Genomic DNA, 23,080 nt, shown 5'->3' with positions numbered 1-23,080 from the left:
GCTCGCGAGTCATCAGGGCCTCCGGGAGGATCAGTGAGGTGGTTCATGGTCATGCCGACCACCGATAAATTCCTGTACCGCGATCTTCGCTTCGATCAAGGGGCGTCGTAGCCGACGCTCTCGCCATACGGCACGACGCATCTTTCGCAGTCCACGTGGTCGGCCCGCCCGATAGAACCAGTGGGCCCATGGTGATCCGGGCCTGGCCAGACGCGCGGCTCCCACATAGATCAACGGTGGCACAAACAAGCCGACCAAACCCGTCCAAATCTTGCCCTTCAAGAGCGTCACGACCGCGAACGACAGGTTTAGCACCGTGAAACCCACAGCCCACAGGACCGGGTTGCTCGCGTCCACATCAGCGTTTGCCTCAATGAAGTCCACTACTCCAATGGGGCGCAACCCGATGAGCAAGAGGCCAGTGATGGCTATCGCGACAAAGACCGCGTCGATAGATGTGCGGCCTTTTTCGCTCCAATAGACATCCTTCAGATGCAAGATCAGTGCGAACTCGTCCAGGACCAAGGCCGCACCGATCCCAAACAGAGCTCCGGCGATCGCTCGACCGATCTCCATCTCCGGCGGCACCGCCAGCGAGGTCACGCCGCCGATGAGCATGAACACAACACCAAAGACGACATGATGGATGTGCAACCCGCCGGGGGTGACATTGCCTGGCCACCACTTAACCTCGGCCCTGATCAGGCGTACTGAGAGCCGGATGAACGCGAACGTGACGACCAATGCCACTAGGAAGGTGAACAGGGGAAGACGGTCCGTCTGTACCACATGTAGGTCAAGCCAGCTGGTCACGTGTCAATCATCCCTTACTGGGTACGAATTGGGCCTTCGTGGGCACTTGTGGTTGCTCAGGTTCTCGTGGCTGGGCCTCCTCGGTTCCCACCCATGGCGCCGGTGTGTTCTCCTCAGATTTCACCTAGTCCCCCGTACCGCAGCTCCTTTGCCATCGCTGTGGCTCCTACCTGACGAAACGTCGCCTCTGAGCCTCGGCAGGCAACACGATAAAGCTGGAATACGCCTCAATGAGTTCGAAGTGCATCTATGTGACAGGAGTGAAACCTAATAAGGTGAGGGGAGATCAGTTTTCTCAAGGAGGACCATGAGCGCACACTCCGCACTCTCCGACATCGCGCAGCAGTACTTCGACCAGAAGGTTGCCGCCAATCCCTTTTTTGCCTCGGCCTTCGGAGTTCCTGGGTTTGACCACCTGGTTCCCGACCCCAGTCAAGCCGCCGACCACGATCGACTCCTTGACCTGGCCAATACGGCCCAGCGGTTGGACGACATCAACGCCGAGCATTTGGTGGGACAAGACCGTATCACCTATTCGATGCTGCGTCGCCTCATCACCGATGAGACCGACATGCTGAAGGCGTCCCTACGTGATGTGGGCCTGACCGCGTCGTTCTCCGGGGTGACAACCGGGATCTTCTCTCAAGTTCCCAATATCGCCCTGCAAACGGCGCAGCGCAGCAACGACTACCTACGGCGACTATCGGGCTTGGAGCATTTCCTCGATGCGCACCTACGGCGCTACCTCGACGCCAAGGAAAACGGTCGCCACCAAACTAGGCAAGGCGTGGAGACCACCATCGCCCAAATCGAGGACTACCTCGCCACGAGCATAGAGGAGGACACGTTCCTCAGGCCGGAACCAGCAGGGGTCGATGTCCTAAAGTGGCGCCACGAAGCCACTCACATCATCGAGTCGAAGATCCGCCCCGCCCTGCGCAAGTGGAAGGAAGCAATCCGCGACGAGCTGCTCCCCAACGCTCGCGGCGATGACCAAGTCGGCGTCTGTCACGTGCCCGGTGGAGACGAAGGATACCGGGCCGCAGTACGCCAGTTCACCACCACGGACCTGACACCTGAGGAAATCCACCAAACCGGCCTCGACATCATCGCCCAGCTGCAAGATGAGTTTTCCGAAGTCGGGAAAAGGGCACTTGGCATTGACAACCCCGCCGAGGTCATGGAACGACTTCGTACCGACACATCGTTGCGATACACCTCGGCCGAGGAAATAGTCGCCGATGCCACCAAGGCACTGCGCGAAGCCGAGGCGGCAGTACCTCAATGGTTCTTGCCCTATGACATTGCGCCGTGCGAGGTGCGAGAAGTGCCAGCCTCCATCGCCAAGGGCTCAACATTGGGCTACTACTCTCCCCCCTCCCAAGATGGCTCGCGACCTGGAACCTACTGGATCAACACATACGCGCCCGAAACTCGAACAAAATTCGAGTACGAGGCATTGTCGTTCCATGAGAGCGTGCCGGGGCATCACTTCCAGTTCGCCCTTGGCCAAGTACTCAACGACCTACCGAGTTTCCGGCGTACGTCGTACGTGACAGCGTTCGGCGAAGGCTGGGGCCTGTACACCGAGCGGCTCAGCGACGAAATGGGCCTGTACTCATCAGATCTTTCGCGTCTGGGCATGTTGTCATTTGACGCCTGGAGGGCGTGTCGGCTCGTCGTGGACACCGGTATGCACGCCTTTGGTTGGTCACGCCAAAAGGCGATCGACTACATGACGAACAACTCGGCATTGTCGGACGTCAACATCGCCAACGAGGTAGACCGATATATCGCCTGGCCGGGACAAGCGCTGGCCTACATGATCGGGCGGCAACACATCGTGAAGCTGCGCCAGCGCGCGCAGGATGCCTTGGGCGAGAAATTCGATATTCGCCACTTCCACGACCGGATCCTCACCAGCGGTTCGGTGCCGTTGGCGACAATGACACAGATCGTGGAGGAATGGATCGACACCGAGACCAGTTGACGATCGAGCGGCCCGGCTCTTCGGCTGGCCCTCTGAGGTCAGGGGCCGAAATGCCCACCCGAGTGTTGGGTCGGGCCGCACCTGTCGATGCTCACCGCAGGCCTGGCTGGTTCCTAGGTCCGGGCCCCTGGCGGGTGACTGCCCGACGTTGTGTGGGCGCCTTCTGGACTTGATCGGGGTGGCAACGCCGTCCTCACAGAATTTGCGCGATCGCTTGGCCCACTCGACGCCCCGAATACAGGCATCCGCCCAAGAACGTTCCCTCAAGTGACCGATAGCCGTGCATGCCTCCACCTCCGAATCCGGCCACTTCCCCGGCCGCGTAGAGCCCCGGCACGATGTTTCCCTGCGCGTCGAGGACTTGGCCGTGGAGATTGGTGTGCAGGCCGCCGAGGGTCTTTCGGGTGAGAATGTTGAGTTTGACGCCGATCAAAGGGCCTGCTTTCGGGTCAAGTAGTCGGTGTGGCTTCGCCACCCGCACGTATTTATCACCGCGGTAGCGTCGAGCTTGGCGCATCGCCATTATTTGCAGATCTTTCCCAAACACGTTGGCCACTTCTCGGTCTCGTGCCTCGAGGGTTTGTCGAACCGCGTTCGCCTCTAGGAGCGGTTCTGCTGTCAGGCTGTTCATCTGCCGCACCAGATCATCAAGCTCCTCGGCCACCACAAAGTCGGCTCCGTGATCTGTGAATGCCGCAACCGGAGCCGGGGCCCCCGGACCAAGCCGTTTCAGCAATTGTCGGAGGCTCTTGCCGGTCAGGTCAGGGTTCTGTTCGGAGCCGGAGAGGGCAAATTCCCTCTCTAGGATCTTTTGGGTGAGAACAAACCACGTGTGCTCGAATCCGGTGTGCATGATGTATTCAAGCGTCCCTAGTGTGTCGAAGCCCGGGAACAGTGGCGCGGGTAGACGTCTCCCCCTCGCGTCCAACCACAATGATGAAGGGCCGGGAAGGATGCGGATGCCATGCTGGGGCCAAATCGGGTCCCAGTTTGTGATCCCTTCGGTGTAGTGCCACATCCGGTCGCTATTGATCAACTGCCCGCCCGCTGCTTGCGCAATGTGGAGCATTCGTCCATCGACGTGCGCTGGCACGCCTGAGAGCATGTGTTTGGGGGCGGAGCCTAGCCGTTTGGGCCAGTTGCGGCGAACGAGGTCGACATTTCCTCCCATTCCCCCAGAGGCAACCACTACTGACTCGGCGCTGAAGTCGAACTCCCCGACCACCACCCGGGACGAGGGAACTCCTCTGGACACTTTCGATCGTTCCAGGATGCTGCCCCGGACCCCTGTGACGGCTGGTCCCGAGAGAACCAGCTCGTCGACTTGGTGTCGAAAGGCGAGCTTGACCTGACCTGAGGCAGCCGCGTCACGCACTTGCGCGGCGAACGCTTCGACGAGAGTAGGTCCTGTCCCCCAGACGATATGGAAGCGGGGCACGGAGTTGCCGTGTCCGCTCGCTAGGTATCCGCCCCGTTCGGCCCAACCGACGACGGGGAAGAATCGGACGCCTAGTGACCGCAACCAGGCTCGCTTTTCGCCTGCGGCGAAATCCACATATCCTTCTGCCCACCGACGGGGCCAGGCGTCGACATCACGGTCAAATCCGGCGCTTCCCTGCCAGTCCTGCCATGCCAGCGCCGTGCTGTCCCGGATGCCCATGCGTCGTTGTTCGGGAGAATCGACTAGGAAAAGGCCTCCAAAGGACCAGAATGCTTGACCACCGAGTGAGTTTTCCGGTTCTTGCTCAACCAGGGTCACGGTTTTGCCCGCCCGCACAAGTTCGGTCGTGGCCACGAGGCCTGCTAGCCCAGTTCCAACGACGATGACGTCTGTTTGCACAGGTGTTCTCCCTCCCCCAGTTGGCGCGTGGTCTCGCGTCGGTGTGGGAACGGCAACATCGACATTACTTGTGAGTATCTGACCAGATGTTGGTGATCTGCGCAACTGCCAGGGTCGGTGGCGGGGGTGCCAACGTTGTTGCCTCTCAGAACGTCACACCGTCGGGGTATGACTGAGGGTACGGATTGCCGGGCAAAGGGGGATTCATCATGCAAGGTGACACGGTGGTTGGAGCCGACGGTGTGGCCCGCTGCCCATGGGGTAGCGAGCCGGAGATATATCGCCAGTACCACGATTTCGAATGGGGGCGGGCGGTCGCGGGAGATGACGCGTTGTTTGAACGCATCAGCCTCGAGGCTTTCCAGTCGGGGCTCTCCTGGATCACGATTCTGCGTAAGCGGGAGAATTTCCGTGCGGCCTTTGACAAGTTTCGTATCGAGTCGGTGGCAGCCTATACAGACCGCGATGTCGAACGGCTCCTCGCTGACGAGGGCATTGTTCGCAACCGAGCGAAAATACTGGCGACTATCGCCAACGCGCGGGCGATTTTGGAGCTCGATGGCTCGCTTGAGGACCTGTTGTGGTCGTTCCAACCCCAGCCCCGTCGGCGACCTCGGTGGTTGAGTGACGTCCCGGCGTCGACGCCGGAGTCAAAGGCTTTGTCCAAGGACCTCAAGAAAAGGGGGTTCTCGTTTGTCGGGCCCACGACTGCCTACGCGATGATGCAGGCGATCGGGATGGTCGACGATCACTTGCAGGGTTGTCACCGTGCTGGGTGACCGATCGCGCATCGCGGCTCCGGTCAGTTGGTGAGCGCGAGCCCCCAATGAGCCGGGTGTGGGGTGTATGTGGCCTCAGCCGCAGGTGAGACCGCCTGGCCGCGACGCGGTCCGCTTTGGCACATGGTTGGGAGGTGGGCTCGGTGCCTGGGTTGCCCAACAGTGGGCCAGGAGGTTGGAGGGCACAGCTGTCAGTAGTAACAGTTGCGCCGGATCCGTAGTCAGGCATGGGGGAAGGTCCTAAATCGAGGCGGCGGGGCGCCCGATTGGACTACGCTGACTCTCATAGGGCCCAGGCGAGGGAGTGCATGTGCTGGGGGAGGCTGTCACCTGGATGTTGACGAAGTTCCAGCGTTGGGAGACGCGACTGGTCGTCACCATCTTCACTGCCTTGCTTGTCATGATGACGGTTCACACCGTTGTCTTCCACTATTTGATGAGTCTTGAGGGACGTTCGTACAGCTGGGTCAGCGGCTTCTACTGGACCGTGTCAACGATGTCGACTTTGGGTTTCGGGGACATCACGTTTGTATCGGACCTGGGACGCATCTATTCGATCTTCGTAGTCTTCACCGGAGCATTGTTCATTTTCATCCTGCTTCCCTTTGTGGTCGTACGGCTGATCATCGCTCCTTGGCTACGGCAGCAAGAGGACGCGCGAGCTCCGCGTCGAGCTCCGGGCGACATGCGCGGTCACATCGTCTTGACCTCTCTTGACTCCATCAGTCAGGCCCTTATTGCCCGTGCGCGGCGAGCACAAGTGCCATATGTGGTCATCGTGGACCAGCCAAAGACCGCGATCGCGATGGGACACATTGGATACAAGACGATGGTGGGGCCTCTTGACTCGCCACGGACCTATGTTCGCGCCGGGATCGAACGCGCCGCGATGGTGACTGCGACGCTTCCTGACACGACCAATACCAATATCGCCTTCACGGTGCGTGAGATTGACCAGAATGTTGTCATCTCGGTGACAGCCGATCGGGAGGCGTCCGTCGATGTGCTTGGGTTGGCTGGTAGCACTCAGGTCATCCAACTGGCAAGCTATCTGGGTAGCGCGATGGCGCATCGAGTGCTGGGCACATCGGGGCGTACCCATGTGCTCGGACAATATGGAGCCACCATTATCGCTGAAGCTGGGGTTATCGGCACCGAGCTGGTGGGGCGCCAGCTGGGCGATATCGCGGCCGAATCATATTGCGGTATCCGCATACTGGCGGTGATCGAACACGGTCAGCTGGAGGCTCCACTTCCAAACACGGTCATCACCGACCATTCGTCGCTGATTCTGGCCGGTACTGACAGCCAACTCCACGCCTATGAGAAAGCCTATGCCGTCCCGCATAAGGTCGAGCAGCCTGTCATCATCGTCGGTGGCGGCCGGGTGGGGCGGGCGGCGGCACGGACTTTGGCGGACCTGGGCGTTCCACACGTGGTGATTGAGCGTCAGGAGGGCCGGGTGCCCGCTTCTACTCCGATGGTATTGGGAGACGCGGCGGAAATAAGTGTCCTCAACGAGGCGGGATTCGATGAGGCCTCGGCCGTCCTGGTCACCACCCATGAGGACGACATGAATGTTTACCTCGCGCTGTATTGTCGACGGCTTCGCTCTGATGTTCAAATCGTGGCTCGGGCCGTGGACGAGTCGAACGTGTCCACGTTGCGTCGAGCTGGGGCCGATGGCGTTTTGTCCTATGCGGCGATCGGCGCGACCGCGATGTGGAACGCGCTCAATATAGGTCGGCGGATCGTCGTGGTGGAAGGTATTGAGTTGTTTGAGGTGCCGGTGACTCCACACCTTATCGGGCAACGTCTCCACGACCTTGACATCTTCCACGAGACTGGCTGCTATATCGTGGCCGCGATGAGCACCGGCGGAGATTTTCTTGACGCCGACAGTGTGATTAGCGCCCAGAACACCGCTTCAGTCCTGGTCATGGGAAACCGGCACGATGAGTTGAAGTTCCGAAAGCGCTATGTCAAGCAGCGAGCCCATCGATCTCCGCGCCGCCCCTGAGTTCCCGGAAATCATGAAGGCCGATGCAAAAGTGCACATTCAAAGGCGCAGGGGACGAAGTTTACGCAGTTGAACGAGCCGATGAGAACGCCTTTTGCATAAGTCTCATGCTTTCATGGCACCTTTAGGTGGCTCTGTCTCATCTAGGCACGGCCGAGCCAAGAGTTGATTTAGCAAGCGGTTACCTTTCCGCTCCACTGTCAATAACGATCCGCGCTCATCGCCTTCCGTTCCGATTTCGCATGATCCCCGGTGACTCATCGAGGCTTGAGCCCAAGGAGACGCAGCGGCCATGGGGCAACGGTGAACCTTGAGGGGTTCGCAATTGAGTCTCTGTGTTGTTCGGTAATGGTGTTTCTGCTCCGTTGACTGAGTGCCTGTAGTGAACTGAGTACACCGGGCTGGAAGGAGTAACATCAACTATTCTAGCCCGATCCCTTACCGCCCAATAATTCTCAGAAGAATTATTGTCTAGTTGCCGCTTGCGAAAATTCCGCAATGTCGCTTTGCGGCTATATCCCATCCTTCTCGCATTGCACAATCTTCACCTGCGGAGACTCCCTACACATCACCAGTGGCACCCTTCATGCCTCTGCGTAAAGTGTGGGTTTACGTAGCGTCGCGCATCCGGTAGAAAAACAACATCGGCCGGTAGTGTCCCCTAGATTGCTTATCCCCCTTTGCGAACGCCAATCTATATCGGTCGGTGACCCCAACCGTGTCGGCGCATCCCTCTCCCAGGAGGCCGACAAGGCAATTGACCCCACAGAAGGGACAAGCCCACCCATGCGCACAAAACGAACCATCGCGATTACCTCGGCGGCACTACTAGCCGTCACTCTCGCGTCGGCTAGCGCCTCAGCAGATCTGGCCGAAGTCGAGAAGGATCTCGACTCGCTCAGTCCGTACACAGCCGTCTCCGACGATGGAACTATCGTCGAAGCCGATGAGATGCAGGCTCTAGCGGAATCAATCGGCAGCACCGAAATGGTCCGGTCCTCGGCCCCAGACCCCGACGCAAAGCTCTCCGGAGTCGACTTCCGTTCCCCATACGAACACACTCACCTAGGCCCCGCCGTGGCCCTTCCCGATGAATACAACGTCGATAGCATTATCGGCTCGGATGATCGCGTACGTGTCTCACCGGCCACGTCATTTCCGGCTAGTGCGACCGTCAACATCACCCGCAACGGAGGCAACTATTGCACGGGCTGGCTGATCGGCCCTGACACGGTGATCACCGCCGGGCACTGCCTGCACTCCGGCGGCCCCAACGGCAGCTGGTACCCACGCAATCAGTATCTAGCGTGGCCCGGCCGTGACGGGGGCAGCACTCCATACGGGTCGTGCTCCTTCACCAGCTTCCACTCAGTGGTCGGCTGGACCCAGAACGGCAACTCATCCTATGACTACGGGGCCGGAAAACTAAACTGCAATGTCGGAAACGCCACTGGAACGTATGGCTTCCGTTGGCAGACCGCGTCCTACAACGGCACCACCAGCTATAACCGGGGATACCCGGGTGACAAGCCGACCGGTCAACAGTGGATGAGCACCGACCAGATCCGTCACAGCCACGATTTGCAGCTTTTCTACCGTAACGACACCGTGGGTGGACACAGCGGCGGACCAATCTATCTCATCAACAGCACCTGCGGAGTCTGCGGAATTTCCGTGCACGCCTACGGCATCTGGCAGGGACAACCCACACCGTGGGGCAACCACAATTACGGTCCACGCATCACACAAGGAGCTTTCAATAACTTCATCACTTGGCGCAACGCCTAAGTCGTAGTCTCATCAGAGTCAGTTTTCGCACACTGAGTCTTCGAGCGCGATTAGAGTGCGCATTCGGTTCAACCTTAATTGGCCGAATGCGCACGGTGCCGATTAAGTGGTGGTCAGGGCTGAAACTCTTCCCGCCCTGTGTTGCCTCAACTACATGCCATGCTTCAGGCCCAGCAGGGCCCGTCTTTAGCCAAACTCATCGGCCACGATGGCGGCAGCTCGCGCTATCAAAGCGTTGTCATGCTCAGCGTCCTGGTCCGGGTATTTCGACATAATCGCCATGACAATCGGCTCTGAAGAGGGCGGCCAGGCAACTCCAATGTTGTTGCGAATGCCGTAGGTCGCGCCCATTCCAGTCTTGCTACCGACGACCCAATCCTCTGGAACCCCGGCCGCAATCAATTCTCCTCCGGTGACGTTGGTCCGCAGCCACTGGGTCAACGTTTCACGCTCAGTATCTTCCAAGACATCGCCCAGAACGAAAGCACGCAGGTTATCGGCAAAAGCGCGCGGGGTGGTCGTGTCTCGCGTATCGCCTTCCACGATGTCACTCATGCCCGGCTCGTAGCGTTCCATTCTGGTGACATCATCACCGAGTTCCTTCAGCACGGCATTCAACCCAGCAGGCCCGTCGAGCTTCGCCAGCAACAGATTGGCCGCGGCGTTATCGCTGTAGCGGACAGTTGCCTCACATAGGTCGTACATGCTCATGCCAGTATCAACGTGCTGCTCAGCGATTGGGGAATGCGCGACAAGATCCGCATGGGAGTACTCGACGATCTCATCCATCTGCTCCAGGGTGTATTCACGCAAGATGGCCCCCGCCAAGAGGGCTTTGAACGTGGAGGCGTACCCGAATCGTTCATCAGGATGATGGCTCAGTTCCCGCCCCGTTCCGGTGTCAAGGGCGTAGAGGCCCAGGACAGCACCGAAGGAGTCTTCCAGTTTCACAAAGTCCGCAGTGCGCTGAGTTGACTCCGGTTCAAACGGAGACGGCTCGGCATTCGTCACCGCTTGGTCTCGGCCACAGGCCGCCAACGGCGCCAGCAAAGCCGCAGCCGCTAGCCCTTTGGTGAAACGCCGCCGAGTGAGAACCTTTCGTATCATTGAATCCTCCGCCGGAGCTAATCGTGAGTGGAGAACCTGCCAACGCTCAGAGGTAGGCAAGCCGCGAGGGTGCGCCGCATAGAGCACACACCGGGTCAATCTTTGCACCGACATCTGCGGCATACAAGCCGCAAAGGGGAAATTTCCGACTGGGCGCGCATACCAATGCAATCGACTGCGCTGGAGCGGCCCACGCTCGATTGGCCTGGGAAAACGTCCAGACTACATCGTCGAGACAACCATCCGTGCCCGTAACAACGCCCCTGTTTACTTGCTATCGAGCCGCTCTTATGACCCGATGTAGGGAACCGGTGACACCCGTAGGGCGTCCAAAGGGCATGAGGAAAACCTTGCGACTCTTGAGCGTCCTATTTCTCCCTACCGCAGCATTGATGATGGCCTCATGTGGCGAAGAGGCCACACCAGGCAACAACGATGGCCCCGATCAGGCGGTGTCGGACCATGATGATGCCCAACCTCCACCTTCGCGAAACGACGAAGGTGCCACTATCACCGTTTCGGTGGTCGACGCAGAGGGCAATGCTGTGGAAGGGGTATTTGTGCAACCGGCGGCGATCGATACTGATCCCCCGCATGCTTTCCCGGAGATAGCCATCTTCACCGATAGCAACGGCGAGCATGAGTTCAGCGGGTTGCCACCGGGGACCTATGAGTTCACGATCATGGCCGAGCCCAATGCCACTGAGGAGTCGCTGGCCAAGGACGTCGATGTTTCCGAACGGGAGTCGGCCACAGTGGAGTTCGTCCTTGCGGATTGACCACTTGCGGCTGTCGATGTGCGGTTGCCAAAACAACTCCTGACATTCACGGGGAATCTAGCCAGCTGAGGAGTTAGCTGGCTAGATTCCGCACGCATCGAGCTTCTGCCGAGACTTGATCTGGCGACGCTGACCGAAGTGGTTCTCATGCCGAAATGGCAAGGCCAGGACGAAAGCTTCGACCCTGGGACTGAGGCGCCCGCCACCTCGTGCAAGGACCTGACTCTGGCAACCGCTTTGCAGAGAGGTCCCGTGGCCAAGACCGGATCAGGCCGACCCAAGGCTATCCCGGCTCTCCCCCAGATCTAGCGAAGCGTCCGACCGGTTGTCCCTTCGAGCCACGCTGCGGCCACGCTTTCGACGACTGCGCAAAGACGGTGCCTGCCCTGGGCAGCACCGTCTTTGCCGATCGGGAGCCCCACCGGTCGGTTGCCTGTTTCCAGCATGGGCGCGATCATAAGTCCATTCCCGACATACTTACAGCTCAGTAAGTGTTGGACTTCGATTGCTTTACCATAGAGTGGTGACCGACCAATTTGACGTGCCCAGCACCGACGACACACCACGCAGCCGACGCACCCGCGACCGACGCCGCGACATCCTCCGGGCCGCCTCAGAGATCTTTGGCATCAAGGGCTACCACAACGGCTCCCTCATCGACATAGCCGAACAAGTGGGAATGACCCACGCCGGAATCCTGCACCACTTCGGCTCAAAACATCAACTGCTATTGGAAGTGCTGGACTTCCGCGACCAAGTCGATGTGGAACACCTGGAAGGCCGTCACCCTCCCGAAGGCCTAGACCTGTTCAAACACCTGGTCACCACCGCACGCCGTAATACCGAACGGCCCGGAATAGTGCAAACCTACGCCGTGCTTTCGGCCGAATCAGTCACCGACGGCCACCCAGGGCACGACTATTTTCGTGACCGTTTCGCCGAGCTACGCATCATGGTGGCCCGATCACTACGGCAACTGTGCGACCCGGACAACATGCCCGAAGACGAGCAAGTGGAGACGGCCGCCTCAGCCATCATCGGGGTCATGGACGGGCTGCAAATTCAATGGCTGCTCGACGACAGCACCGTCGATCTGCCCCGCTCTACCGCCTTCGCCATCGAAGCGATTGTGAACTCTCTCGTCGCCGGAAACAACGGCGCGAAATTCAATGACGAAAGCCAAAACTGAACGACTTATAAAAAAGCGCGAACTCAAGACCGCAAGAAGCGAAGTTTACACAGGTAAACGAGCCAGCGAAACCCCGAAAGTGCCATGTGTCTAAGCCTCTGGGAAAGTCAGCTCCAGCGAATCCCACTCCCCCGCTCAAGCCGAAACCCGAACCAAACCTCAATAGTCACCTCTTGTCAAGCCGGCGCTGCCGGTGCTCGGGTGAACCTATCGGGTCGGGAACCGGAGTCTTTCGACCTTCGGCGTACGCCAGGTAAAGAGCGCTATTGATAAGGCCAATGTGGGTGAACGCTTGCGGGAAATTCCCCAGGAACGTCCCGGTGGCCGGGTCAAGCTCTTCTGAATACAATCCGACGTGGTTGGCGTGGGAGACCATGCGTTCAAACAGATCGCGGGCCTCGTCGACCCGCCCAGACATGGCTAGGACATCGACCAACCAAAAATTGCACAGACCAAAGGCGCCTTCGCCCCCAGCTATCCCGTCATCGGCGAAATATCGATGAGCTAGGCCGTTCTCGGTGAGCCCCTCCAGGGCCGCATCAACGGTCGACCGCACCCGTGGGTCATCGAAGGGAAGGAACTCCAGCAATCCAAACAGCAGATTGGACGCGTCAAGTACGTTGCGCTCATAGGACTGGCGGAATGCTCCCAGATTCGGATCGAATCCTCGCTGTAGCACCTCGGCGCGAACCTGATCCCTAGTCTGGCTCCACAACTCCACCCTGCCATCGATATATCCAGCCGAGGCCAAAGTGATCGCACGGTCCAGGCCCATCCACACCATCACCTTCGAGTACACGAAATGGAACGGCCCCCTGCGCAACTCCCAGATTCCAAAGTCGCGATTGTTCCAATGGCGGCACGCGCTATCGGCCACCGCGGGCAAGAACTCAAGAATGTCATCGCTGACGTCCTTCCTCGCCCGAACCAGCTCATACACCACACTGATGAGCTCACCGAACACGTCAAGCTGTAGTTGGTCGACCGCACCATTTCCCGTACGCACCGGAGCCGACCGTCGATAGCCCTCAAGATTGGGCAACTCCGCTTCGCCAATCTCGGTCTCACCATGAAGGCCATACACGATCTGGATAGCCAGATCCTCCCTGCGGTGATCACGTGCCACGCGTTCGGCCCACTCAGCAAACGCGAGCGCGTCCTCATCGTGTCCAAGAGCACGAAGCGCTTGAGCCGCGAGCGAGGCGTCACGAATCCAGCTGTAGCGATAGTCCCAATTGCGCACCCCACCGACTTCTTCAGGCAACGAGGTGGTCGCCGCTGCTGCGATCGCGCCCGTATCCCCATTGGTAAGAAGCTTCAACACCAACTCGGCCCGAATGATGAGTTCCTCATGTGGTGCCGCCCACGCGCGGGAGCCAGTGGCCTCGGCCTTATGAACCCACCTTCGCCAACTCTCGACCGCAGCGGCAATGACATCCTCAGTACCGTCCAGCCCAGACATGACAGGATCCGACCCCCACTTGGTGACCAGCGCCCGCCGTTGCCCAGCCCCCAAGGTAAAGCTCGCATACAGCGTGACAGCACCATCTTCCTCAGTGAACGTCACCTCGTTCTCGCCTACGCCGCTGAGCGTGAGCGCGTCACTGCCCGCCCACGCCAAGACCCCACCGTCGATCGGCAGCATCTGGGGAAGCCCATTGGCATACTGAAATCGCGGGCTCCATTCGACTCGCACCTCAACGTCGCCGCCCTCAGCCCGTAGCAGCCGATGCACAGCCGGTTCGGCGGTGGATTGCCCCACCCCATCGAGGTTCCCCGCCAGCGGCATGCAATCAGTGACGACCAGACGGCCTCCGCCCTCGTCAAACGACGTCTCAAGGACGTTGGTATGCCACCGGTACCGCTGAGACCCCAGCTGGTCGCCCCGCACGCCCACCCGGAAGCGCCCGCCCCGCCGGTGGTCGAGAATAGCGGCGAACACGCTCGCGCTATCCAGCCGAGGAAGCGGACACCAGTCAATCGAACCGTCACGGCCCACCAATGCCGCTGACCGCAAATTCCCGATCACCGCATAGTCCTCAATCGGGAGGTATCCGTCCGCCCTCATCGACTCAGCTCCGGCAGCGCCCCGGACCCAAAGTCACGGATGAAGGACTCCTGATTACGGTGCACATTGTGCAGCAGGATCTCGTCGAAACCTAGGGCAGCCAGCTCCTGAATGCGCTCGACGTGCTCGGCCAGATCAGCGGAGACAATCATCGAAGAGGTCATATCCTCCGGATTTACAAACTCGGCGGCCGAGGTGAAGTCCTCCGGCAAGCGCAAATCGGTGAGCACCGCGCTACCGAAGATGTTCGTACTCCATTGTTCGTGCGCGGCACGCAACGCCTCGTCGTCAGTGGCTCCATACGAGAGCTGTACCTGCAAAAACATCGGCTTTCCGGCTCCGCCGCCGCTGCGGAACGCCTCCACCACCTGGCGCAGCTTGTCGACCGGCTGCGCCACCGTGATCATCGCGTCACCCCAACCCGCAACCCACTGCGCTGTCGACGGCGTTATCGCGGCCCCTACCACCATCGGCAGGTTCAGCGGGCGAGTGTAAAGCTTCGCGTCCTCCACCACAAAATGACCACGGTGATTGACCATCTCGCCCCGCCACAGCGATCGCATGACCTCCACAGATTCCAGCAACCGTTCGTCACGCTCGGGCTTAGAAGGCCAGCGGTCACCAGTGATGTGCTCATTCAACGCTTCGCCGCTGCCAAGAGCCAACCAAAACCGGTCTGGGTACATTTCGGCTAGCGTCGCCGCCGCCTGGGCGATGATCGCCGGATGATACCGCTGCCCCGGCGCACACACCGTCCCCATCGTCAGCGACGTCGCCTGCAACGCAGCACCCAGCCACGACCACGCGAAACCAGACTGCCCCTGGTTCTCGCTCCATGGGTGAAAATGATCCGAACACATCGCGCTGGCGAAACCAACCTGCTGCGCCTGCCGTACCTGTCGCAGCAACGCGCTCGGGGGGAACTGCTCATGCGAGGCGTGGTAGCCAATGCGAGCCATCCATCATCCCTCCTGGTCATTCGACACGGGGAAGGCCATCGTGGATTGGAACGGCTCATCCGACTGGCGCGAGTCGAGCCTCATATCCTGGACGATGACCTGAATATTCGTCTTATTAGTGGCAGCGTAGTCGGTTTGGGGTCGGCTCGGCTCCAGGTTGTCAAAATCGTTGAACCGCCGTCAGGGCCGCCTAGCAACATATAACCCATATCGAGGTGAAACTCTATGGTTCATCGTTGCGTCTTGTTGGTGTAAGCGATGGATTGAAGGTGGATATGCCAAGACTCTCGCCGCCGCAACAGGAAGCGTTACGCAAGCGAGTAATGGGCGCGATCGGGGGTGGCATGACAACCACGGAGGCGGTTCGGTCGCAACGCGATGTCGACCATCTCGACCGCCAGGGAGCTACCCTGCACCATCTTCGGTGAGTCGTTCAACGTCGACACCTTCCTTGACAGGCTCCTGTTCCAGTTCGACCAGAAGACTCACCTGATCGTCGACGGGCACTCCGCCCACCGCGCCAAGATCGCCCGCCAGTGGGTGCAGCCGCCCCAGCGGATCGAGCCGCATTCCCTACTGCCGTATGCGTAGATCCCGCTGAGTTGGTCAACGCTGACCTGAAGCGCCATCTGTCCGACCAGGTCATTACACCGACCGCGACCAGATGGAGCGCTCAATCCGATCCTTGAGGCTTATGCAAAAGGCATTTTCGGCGTTCAAGTCGGCTCACTTAACTGCGTAAATTCCGCCTCCTGCGGCCTTGAGTTCTTACTTTTGCATAAGCATCATACTTCCACCGAGTCCAGGAACTCCCCACCGACAGCGTTGTACCGAAAGACTACTCATTTTCCGCCCAATGGAAATTAGACAGGTGAATCCTCACTTGCGAGGAAATGACATCCATACTGTGAATCCTGAACCCAAGTTATCAGGCAAGCAACATCTTTCCCTTACGTGCCAACCCTGACAGCGTTACAAATGGAGTGGAATGTGACTAGTCTCGGATACCACGCAACCTCACCGATAGCAGCCGATCACCTGGATATCGACCTTGACGTTGCAGTACGGAATCTGGGGTCTTACACAACTGCCGTCCTACCAGAGGAACTGGCACGCATCTTGGATCACCTGGGCGGCCATAACATCGTCAATAACAGCGAATACCCATTCATCCCTGAGATGGTGGCCCGCTGTATCGAGCGGCTGTCACTGCTGTGGCACCGCCAAGACCCCAAAGCACCGGCCGCAGCGGTGTCGGGCTCGACGGAAGCCGCAATGCTGGCAGGTCTGTGCCTTCTCCACCGCTGGAAACAGCGCAACTCGACTCAACGCCCCAACCTGGTGGTAGGAAGCGGAGCGCATATATGTTGGAAGCGGTTCTGCGCCTACTGGGACGTTGATTTGAGAGCCATCTCCAGTGCGGACAATCAAGTCCTAGCTGATCCGGATCGCATAGCCAAAGCATGCAATGACAACACCATCGGCGTCGTGGCCACAGTCGGCTACTCCGAACACGGCCTGTTCGATGACGTCGCCTCGTTGTCGGAGGCTCTGCGTTTTAAAACACAGCTCACCCCCATCCATGTCGACGCCGCAAGCGGCGGCTTCACCGCTCCATTCCTTGCCTCGAATTTGGACTGGGACTTCCGACTCGAACGTGTGGTCTCCATCAGCGCGTCGGGGCATAAGTTCGGTCAGACTTCATTGGGGCTGGGATGGATTCTATGGAGAAGCGAAGAGTTCAGCCCCGAATACCTGTGGCGCGGGGCGGACTATATAGGGGATGGAAAGCCAGATATCGGCCTGACCTTTTCCAGGTCAGCGGCACCCGTGGCTCAGCAGGACTACTTGTTGTCCCGTCCCGGCGCCCTCGCACGCTACCGGCTCGACCTTTCCGACTGTAGTCATTTCGCCGCAGCAATCGCCGATGTGGTCGGTACAGACCCAGCAATAAGAATCGTCAACAGCGGATCGACCCTTCCAGTTGTTGCGTTCTGTGACCGGGAACCAGGAACAGTCGAACGGTGGGCCAATCGGATGCGCCACGAAGGCTGGATCATTCCCACGTACCCGCTTGAAGCGAACCCGAGGCTCGGGCAGTGCGTACGGATCGTGGTCAAACCCGGCCTGCCTCCCCACGCACGTGACCGGCTGCTTGCGTCGGTCCTACGTTCGACCTACCACGGTCGGCACTGAATGCGACGAAAGAAGGGAGTCCCACCATGTTCAGAGTTCTCGAACTGGGTTCATACATCCTGCCCGCCTACGCGGGAATGATACTAGCTGAACAAGAAGCCCACGTCATCAAGTGGACACATCCAGACGGACTAGCCGACCCAGTGCAGAAGCTACGACGGGGCGATGAATTGTGGACGTGGATCAACCACGGAAAGACGCTCAAGGCACAACACGTTCGCGACGTGGTGGACATTCCACCTGGGCAGTTCGACGTCGTCATCGACAACATCCGAGCCTCTGCCTGGGAAAAATGGGGAATCGACCCGGCAGCCCAGGCTCAGCGACTCTCGCTGCCATGGGTGTCGATGCGTGATGAGTTCGACGACCGGTCATTTGACGCGGTCGCTCAAGCACGCGCCTGGATGGAACACGTACCTTACCTTCCGTTCTATATAGGCGACACCGCCGGAGGCCTCTGGGCGGCATTTAAAGCGCTGTCCTTGGTGGCAAGTTCACGGACCGGACACCACGTACTGCGCCAATCCTCATGTCTGGCCAAACTCGTCGAAGGTGAACTGGTAGTCGTCGAGCCACGCGACCAAGCACCCCCTTGGGATCCGCCTGGCACATATGGAGTAGTCGGCAACGGTAACGCGACACGCGTGGAATTCCGAGGTACCGAAGTCGTCGAACCCATCCGCGACACAGCATGGAAACTGCACCATTTGCACCATGACGGCAACGGACGAATCATCATCTGAGACCGGTATGCCTGCGCGCCACCACGACCTCGCGGTAAGCCCGAGAACCTCCCAGGACGCAGCATACTCAGAAACCCTTTTCTAAGGAGACTTCGATGATCCGAACTATCAACAACTTCATTGACGCCAATAGCGCCACCCCGGCCGGAGCACGCTATCAGCCTGTCGTCAACCCCGCTACTGGCGCTGTGGAGGCTCGTGCGGCCGTCTCTTCTGACGCGGATGTCGACCGCGCTTGCACCGCCGCCTACCGCGCCTTCGAGGAATGGTCGCGCGCCACGCCAGGGCAGCGCTCGCACGCCCTTCTACAAGCAGCTGCAACTATGGACATTCGACGTCAGGAACTGATCGAGATAGAATGCTTCCAGACCGGACAGCCACGCGAATTCATCGCCGCGGACGATGTCGACGCCGCTATCGATGTATTCCGGTTCTTCGCTGGCGCCGCGCGCATACTCACCGGCCCAACAGCAGGCGAATACCTTCCCGGCCACACATCCTATGTCCGCCGCGAACCAGTGGGGGTCTGCGCCGTCATGGTCCCGTTTAACTACCCGCTTCTCATGGCGGCATGGAAATGCGCTGCCGCACTAGCCAGCGGAAACACGGTCGTACTAAAGCCTTCGCACAACACCCCTGCCGCCGCAGTGGCATTGGCGAACCTGCTGCGCGAGCACCTGCCATCTGGAACAGTCAACGTCGTCCTCGGCGACCGTACTGCGGTCTCGGCACTTGTCACCCACCCTGCTGTGCGCTACGTAGCCGCCACCGCCTCTACTCGGTCGGGCGTATCGATTGCTACCGCAGCGCTGGCGGACGTCAAGCAACTTCACTTGGGCCTGGGCGGGAAGTCCCCAGCCATTGTCACGCCCAACGCCGATCTGGAAGCCGCGGCTGAGGCCATCGGAAGCGCCGCGTTCGCTAATTCGGGACAGGACTGCACAGCCGCTTCGCGCGTCATCGTCCATCGGGAGGTGCACGATACGATGGTCGATCTTCTAAGAGATCACGCGCTTGCGCTCACGCCGGGTCCACCTCACGCACCGGAATCGACGCTAGGCCCAGTGGCGACCGAGGCCCAGTACGAACGGCTGCGTACCGCGTTGACCGACATCGACGGCCAGGCCGACATCGTTTATGGACGGCAGCCGAGCAGTGACCAGGGATGGTTCCTCGCCCCAGCAGTAGTCTCCGGTTTCGTTGGAGGCTGCGCCCTGCCTACTACAGAACTGTTCGGGCCCATTCTCACTGTCGAGCCTTACGAAGACCTAGCCGGCCTAGTCTCCTCCCTCAATAGGGGGCCCTATGGGCTGGCCGCCAGCATCCACACCCGCGATCACGACGAATCCATGCGTGTCGCATCCAGCCTCGACTTTGGGTGCGTTTGGATCAACACCCATCTTCCCTTGGCCGCAGAAATGCCTCATGGAGGTTTCCGCCACTCCGGTTTTGGAAAGGATCTCTCCGTGTTGGCGTCGGAGGAGTTCACCCGCGTTAAACACGTTATGCACGCTTGGGACAAAGGCGCTTTCCTTACACGTTGACAGATGGGCGCAGCATGAATCGGGCAGTCAACGGCGGAGGGTTCACAACAGGTCTCACCCTGCACGACTGAGTCGTTCCCAACCCTTTTCCTGACTTTATCCAATTCGCTATGGGGGCTTTGCCTACATTGAGAGTCTCCTGATTTCCAGATTCCGGCCTTCGCTGACTGGGTCTTCTGGACCTGGTCACGATCGAAGCCATGGTCGGCGGAGTCATGGGAAGAATTCCGACAGGGAACCCGCCCCGGGCTTCTGCCCGCAAAGGCCACCAGCGAACTCCACTTCGATCTGGAGCACCACTACTCGATCACTGTGGACTCACACGGCGGCATCGCCTACTGGTATTTCCACCGCGAACTAACGTGCCAAGGATGGGACGCATGGTCTTTTTTCTATCACATCAATTCACGCGCCGAGCTATACGAAATCGCCACCGAGCTCATGTACGACCGGGTTGCCGATCAACTGAAAGAGTGCGACGACTACCAAGCAAACGGAGCGCTGATATGGGCGCGAGCCCTGGCAGAAACGATTGGCCGATGGAAAGACATCGAAGCCATACCCGGCGTCAGTGAATCCAGCTCACTGACCGAGTTCCAGCAACGACACCCCGACACTGTCCTACCGCGCTTCGACCTGGGCGTGACCCATTGGGACCCAACCATCCATTAGCTAGACCACGAGGCAAGTGCCCGGCCAACACCGTGTTGGCCGGGCACTCCCCTATCTGTGAAAGGAATAGACATGCATGAGTTTGCCGTCGGTAGGATTGAGGTATTTCGGGCAAGGTGAGGTGTACGTACGGTGAGCGGAATGTGTTGAGGTATAAGGAAACCTGCTGGTAGATAATGGAGTTATCCACACTTCAGTTCTCTACCAAGAGGTTTCGTATCTTGAGTGCCGCGTACCGCTCTTATCTGCCTGGTGACCCGGCTGCATGTGGGTGGTTGTCGCGCCGGTTGTCCTCCTATCGTCGCACTATTGGTACTCGGAAGGGGACTCGCTGCTTGACTCCCTGGCGTCAGGCGGTCTTTGTCCTGCGGTTTCTCAGTGATAGTACCCGTGTGCGACAACTGGCTATTGACCATGGGCTACCCCTGAGCACGGCGTATGAGAGCTTGTGGGAAGGCCTCAGCGTCTTGGCGGGCTGTGCTCCTGATCTGGCCGAGGCTATTGAAGGCGCGCGAAGGTCCGGTGAGGGACACGTGGAATTGGACGGCACCTTGATCCCCACCAACGCTGTCAAAATCGAGGGCACTACACGCGGAGTTGACCTGTTTTACTCAGGTAAACACCACCGTCACGACATAAACGTGCAAGTGCTGTCAGCTCCTGATGGCTACCGCTATGGATCTCCCAAACCCGCCCGGGCCGTGAACACGATGTCACCGTCGCCGGGAACACCGGCATCGAAGGTGACCTCGCTTTGAGCAATACCGGCATACTCCAGGAGGAAAACCTGCTTATCCTGGCAGATTTAGGTTATGAAAAGTATCGTTCCTGATCCCAGATGGTTTTTCCCCACAAGAAACCCACCGGCGCAAACTCACACAACCCAAAAAGAATCGATCCAATATATCGGCTCCTACCGAGCCTTAGCCAAAACGCCAACGCGACTTGAAAATGCGCTACCGCTGCCTACAAAGAGTCAGCTTTACCCCTGAAGATAGGCACCATCACCCGCACCCATCCAGCCTTCTACCACATCGAATAGCTCCGACACCTCACACAAAGTAACCACTAACTTGCCCGGAAAATCTCATTGGGATACTGTGATGTATGGCCAACAATCTCCTCAAGCTCGCAGTCGTCGTTGTCATGGGATCACTGGTCACCTCTTGCACAGGAAAAGGCGCAGATGATTCCAGCTCCCCGGCCAATGCTGATGAACTGTTTGCACCTGGAATACCCAGACTTGAACATTATGAAGGTGAAATTCCGAGCGTGCAGGAGCCCGAAAAATTGCGTCTACAGGAGACCATATATGCCAAGGGGCTTGAATGGTCTGCGTGGGGTCCTGACACTGCCACAGCAACAGGTTACGTCTGGGGAAGGTGGTGCTTTCCCGAGTGCCATGAAGATCCCTATCCAGTGACAATAATTCTGTGCGATGTCCAGGACAGTCACTTCAAGCGATACTCGGTTCTCGGTGATATTGAATGGGATTCCGGTGTCGACGATTTGAAGGGCATTATTAACTATTCATTCCCGAGTAATGGGTGTGTTAATCCAGATATAGCATCTGCTTGAAATCCTCAGGGGACTGGAGCTGGAATTATGAATCCAACCCCCTGAGAATTTGGTATTTGATGTAGGTTTCTGTGAGAGACTATCCGGTGATGAGCTTAGTCCAGGTGATTCTTCCTACGATTCCATCGACTGTCGGTGCGCCATCCGACTGAACGGCACGAACTGCACGATCAGTTCCCGGGCCAAAATGCCCGTCGATGCCACCGGTAGATTCGATTTCATGACGGGCCGTTCCACCATGGGCGACGCACAGTCCTTGCACACGGCGGACACCTGCCCCAGTGCTTCCTTGCTGAAGTGTCGGTAGTGACATGATGAGTTGCTCCATCCAGTTTGCAAAGGGGTCACCTCCATTTCCGTGGTCATGGCCTGGGGGAATTCGACCGGGAAGACCCATCCCATCAAAAAGAAGTCTCAGGAAATTGTAGAGGGCGTTTCCGGGGCATGCTGTGCTAATCCAGTTCGTGTGACCATAGAATATAAAATATTCTCCAGCTGCTCCGCTTATGTGAAATATCAACGCTAGAAGAGAAACCCGAGCTTCATGTGTGGGCAACGACGAATGGTAATCTCCAATCACGCAGATCCCTATTGTCTGGGTATTGCCACCTGGTGCATGCGCTCCTACGGTATTTAGGCCACGGCCTTCGTAGATTTTTCCATGTTGATCTATCAGATAGTTATACCCAATATCCCACGCTCGTCCGGGAGCGAGGTGATCAGTATCCATGTGATGATCTTGGATCGACCTCGGCGTTGCACTTGGTGGTGTAGCGGAGTGATGGACAGTAATTCCTGTCCGATCCGATAGGGGAACTGACGTGGAATTAATGGGTGCGCGGGCATTCCAGCCACTACGACTCACGAATGGAAGTATCTGTGCTACTTGTTCATGGAATTGGTCTTGATCACATGTGGATTAAAGTGGCCAACAGGATCTTGGATGCAAGAATCCTGAAGGACGTCACTTCCGTCAGCCCTTATCGCATGTACATGTGACTCATCGAAGCCTGAG

Annotated in this window: 19 protein-coding genes and 2 pseudogenes; 14 read left to right on the top strand and 7 right to left on the bottom strand. The window is 58.6% G+C overall.

Features of this window, described 5'->3' with window-relative positions; translation table 11 throughout:
• Nucleotides 1-30: 30 nt before the first annotated feature.
• Nucleotides 31-813, bottom strand: coding sequence for a hypothetical protein (locus JQS30_RS06140; RefSeq protein WP_213172489.1), 783 nt, complete (start codon nt 811-813; stop codon nt 31-33).
• 307 nt (nt 814-1,120) lie between these two features.
• On the opposite strand from JQS30_RS06140, the gene JQS30_RS06135 reads away from it, so the two are divergent.
• Entirely contained in the window at nt 1,121-2,803 is a 1,683-nt protein-coding gene (locus JQS30_RS06135) for a DUF885 domain-containing protein (RefSeq protein WP_213172488.1), read from the top strand.
• Nucleotides 2,804-2,996: 193 nt separating this feature from the next.
• On the opposite strand, the gene JQS30_RS06130 is transcribed toward JQS30_RS06135, so the two are convergent.
• The gene (locus JQS30_RS06130) at nt 2,997-4,643 is read right to left on the bottom strand and encodes an FAD-binding dehydrogenase (protein ID WP_213172487.1); all 1,647 of its coding nucleotides are present in this window, start codon (nt 4,641-4,643) and stop codon (nt 2,997-2,999) included.
• Between the two features lie 209 nt (nt 4,644-4,852).
• On the opposite strand from JQS30_RS06130, the gene JQS30_RS06125 reads away from it, so the two are divergent.
• The 3 genes from JQS30_RS06125 to JQS30_RS06115 all read left to right on the top strand — a co-directional run bounded on the left by JQS30_RS06125 (nt 4,853) and on the right by JQS30_RS06115 (nt 9,230).
• Nucleotides 4,853-5,422 carry a DNA-3-methyladenine glycosylase I gene (locus JQS30_RS06125; protein WP_213172486.1) on the top strand — a complete coding sequence of 190 codons (570 nt, stop codon included), beginning with the start codon at nt 4,853-4,855 and terminating at the stop codon, nt 5,420-5,422.
• 310 nt (nt 5,423-5,732) lie between these two features.
• Nucleotides 5,733-7,442 (top strand): potassium channel family protein, encoded by a 1,710-nt coding sequence (locus tag JQS30_RS06120; RefSeq protein ID WP_213172485.1) that lies wholly within the window; start codon nt 5,733-5,735, stop codon nt 7,440-7,442.
• A gap of 786 nt (nt 7,443-8,228) precedes the next feature.
• Nucleotides 8,229-9,230 carry a trypsin-like serine peptidase gene (locus tag JQS30_RS06115; RefSeq protein ID WP_213172484.1) on the top strand — a complete coding sequence of 334 codons (1,002 nt, stop codon included), beginning with the start codon at nt 8,229-8,231 and terminating at the stop codon, nt 9,228-9,230.
• A gap of 186 nt (nt 9,231-9,416) precedes the next feature.
• Here JQS30_RS06115 and bla read toward each other — a convergent pair whose 3' ends face one another.
• Nucleotides 9,417-10,337, bottom strand: a complete 921-nt coding sequence (gene bla / locus JQS30_RS06110; protein WP_213172483.1) for a class A beta-lactamase — start codon at nt 10,335-10,337, stop codon at nt 9,417-9,419.
• A gap of 338 nt (nt 10,338-10,675) precedes the next feature.
• On the opposite strand from bla, the gene JQS30_RS06105 reads away from it, so the two are divergent.
• From JQS30_RS06105 to JQS30_RS06095, 3 genes are all read left to right on the top strand, one after another.
• Complete coding sequence (locus JQS30_RS06105; protein ID WP_213172482.1) at nt 10,676-11,116, top strand: carboxypeptidase-like regulatory domain-containing protein; 441 nt, start codon at nt 10,676-10,678, stop codon at nt 11,114-11,116.
• A 209-nt stretch (nt 11,117-11,325) separates the two neighbouring features.
• Nucleotides 11,326-11,607 (top strand): ABC transporter ATP-binding protein, encoded by a 282-nt coding sequence (locus JQS30_RS17805; protein ID WP_213172481.1) that lies wholly within the window; start codon nt 11,326-11,328, stop codon nt 11,605-11,607.
• A gap of 32 nt (nt 11,608-11,639) precedes the next feature.
• Complete coding sequence (locus JQS30_RS06095) at nt 11,640-12,305, top strand: TetR/AcrR family transcriptional regulator (RefSeq protein WP_213172480.1); 666 nt, start codon at nt 11,640-11,642, stop codon at nt 12,303-12,305.
• Between the two features lie 166 nt (nt 12,306-12,471).
• Here JQS30_RS06095 and JQS30_RS06090 read toward each other — a convergent pair whose 3' ends face one another.
• The 3 genes and pseudogenes from JQS30_RS06090 to JQS30_RS17800 form a co-directional block, all read right to left on the bottom strand.
• Nucleotides 12,472-14,373, bottom strand: a complete 1,902-nt coding sequence (locus tag JQS30_RS06090) for a glycoside hydrolase family 15 protein (protein ID WP_213172479.1) — start codon at nt 14,371-14,373, stop codon at nt 12,472-12,474.
• On the bottom strand, nt 14,370-15,332 hold the full coding sequence (locus tag JQS30_RS06085) for a TIGR03885 family FMN-dependent LLM class oxidoreductase (protein ID WP_213172478.1): 963 nt from the start codon (nt 15,330-15,332) through the stop codon (nt 14,370-14,372). Before JQS30_RS06085 ends, JQS30_RS06090 begins: the two co-directional genes overlap by 4 nt.
• A 3-nt stretch (nt 15,333-15,335) precedes the next feature.
• Nucleotides 15,336-15,497, bottom strand: a pseudogene (locus JQS30_RS17800) (sensory rhodopsin transducer); the annotation flags it as partial.
• 201 nt (nt 15,498-15,698) lie between these two features.
• Here JQS30_RS17800 and JQS30_RS06075 point away from each other — a divergent pair.
• The 7 genes and pseudogenes from JQS30_RS06075 to JQS30_RS06045 form a co-directional block, all read left to right on the top strand.
• Nucleotides 15,699-15,923, top strand: a pseudogene (locus JQS30_RS06075) (transposase); the annotation flags it as partial.
• A 399-nt stretch (nt 15,924-16,322) separates the two neighbouring features.
• Nucleotides 16,323-17,528, top strand: a complete 1,206-nt coding sequence (locus JQS30_RS06070; protein ID WP_213172476.1) for an aminotransferase class V-fold PLP-dependent enzyme — start codon at nt 16,323-16,325, stop codon at nt 17,526-17,528.
• 26 nt (nt 17,529-17,554) lie between these two features.
• Complete coding sequence (locus JQS30_RS06065; protein ID WP_213172475.1) at nt 17,555-18,271, top strand: CoA transferase; 717 nt, start codon at nt 17,555-17,557, stop codon at nt 18,269-18,271.
• A gap of 95 nt (nt 18,272-18,366) precedes the next feature.
• Nucleotides 18,367-19,815 carry an aldehyde dehydrogenase family protein gene (locus JQS30_RS06060; protein WP_213172474.1) on the top strand — a complete coding sequence of 483 codons (1,449 nt, stop codon included), beginning with the start codon at nt 18,367-18,369 and terminating at the stop codon, nt 19,813-19,815.
• 312 nt (nt 19,816-20,127) lie between these two features.
• Nucleotides 20,128-20,487 carry a hypothetical protein gene (locus JQS30_RS06055; protein ID WP_213172473.1) on the top strand — a complete coding sequence of 120 codons (360 nt, stop codon included), beginning with the start codon at nt 20,128-20,130 and terminating at the stop codon, nt 20,485-20,487.
• A 392-nt stretch (nt 20,488-20,879) separates the two neighbouring features.
• A complete protein-coding gene (locus JQS30_RS06050) occupies nt 20,880-21,245 on the top strand; it encodes a hypothetical protein (RefSeq protein WP_213172472.1) in 366 nt (121 codons plus the stop codon).
• A 349-nt stretch (nt 21,246-21,594) separates the two neighbouring features.
• Nucleotides 21,595-22,065: a hypothetical protein gene (locus JQS30_RS06045; protein ID WP_213172471.1), complete on the top strand. Its 471-nt coding sequence runs from the start codon at nt 21,595-21,597 to the stop codon at nt 22,063-22,065.
• A gap of 79 nt (nt 22,066-22,144) precedes the next feature.
• Here the strand turns inward: JQS30_RS06045 and JQS30_RS17795 are convergent, their stop codons facing one another.
• Nucleotides 22,145-22,930, bottom strand: a complete 786-nt coding sequence (locus JQS30_RS17795) for a peptidoglycan recognition protein family protein (RefSeq protein ID WP_213172470.1) — start codon at nt 22,928-22,930, stop codon at nt 22,145-22,147.
• Nucleotides 22,931-23,080: the final 150 nt, after the last annotated feature.

It is taken from the genome of Natronoglycomyces albus (assembly GCF_016925535.1).
Classification (GTDB): Bacteria; Actinomycetota; Actinomycetes; order Mycobacteriales; family Micromonosporaceae; genus Natronoglycomyces; species Natronoglycomyces albus.
The sequence above is the reverse complement of the archived record's forward strand: the minus strand, read 5'-3'. Positions and strand labels throughout refer to the sequence as shown.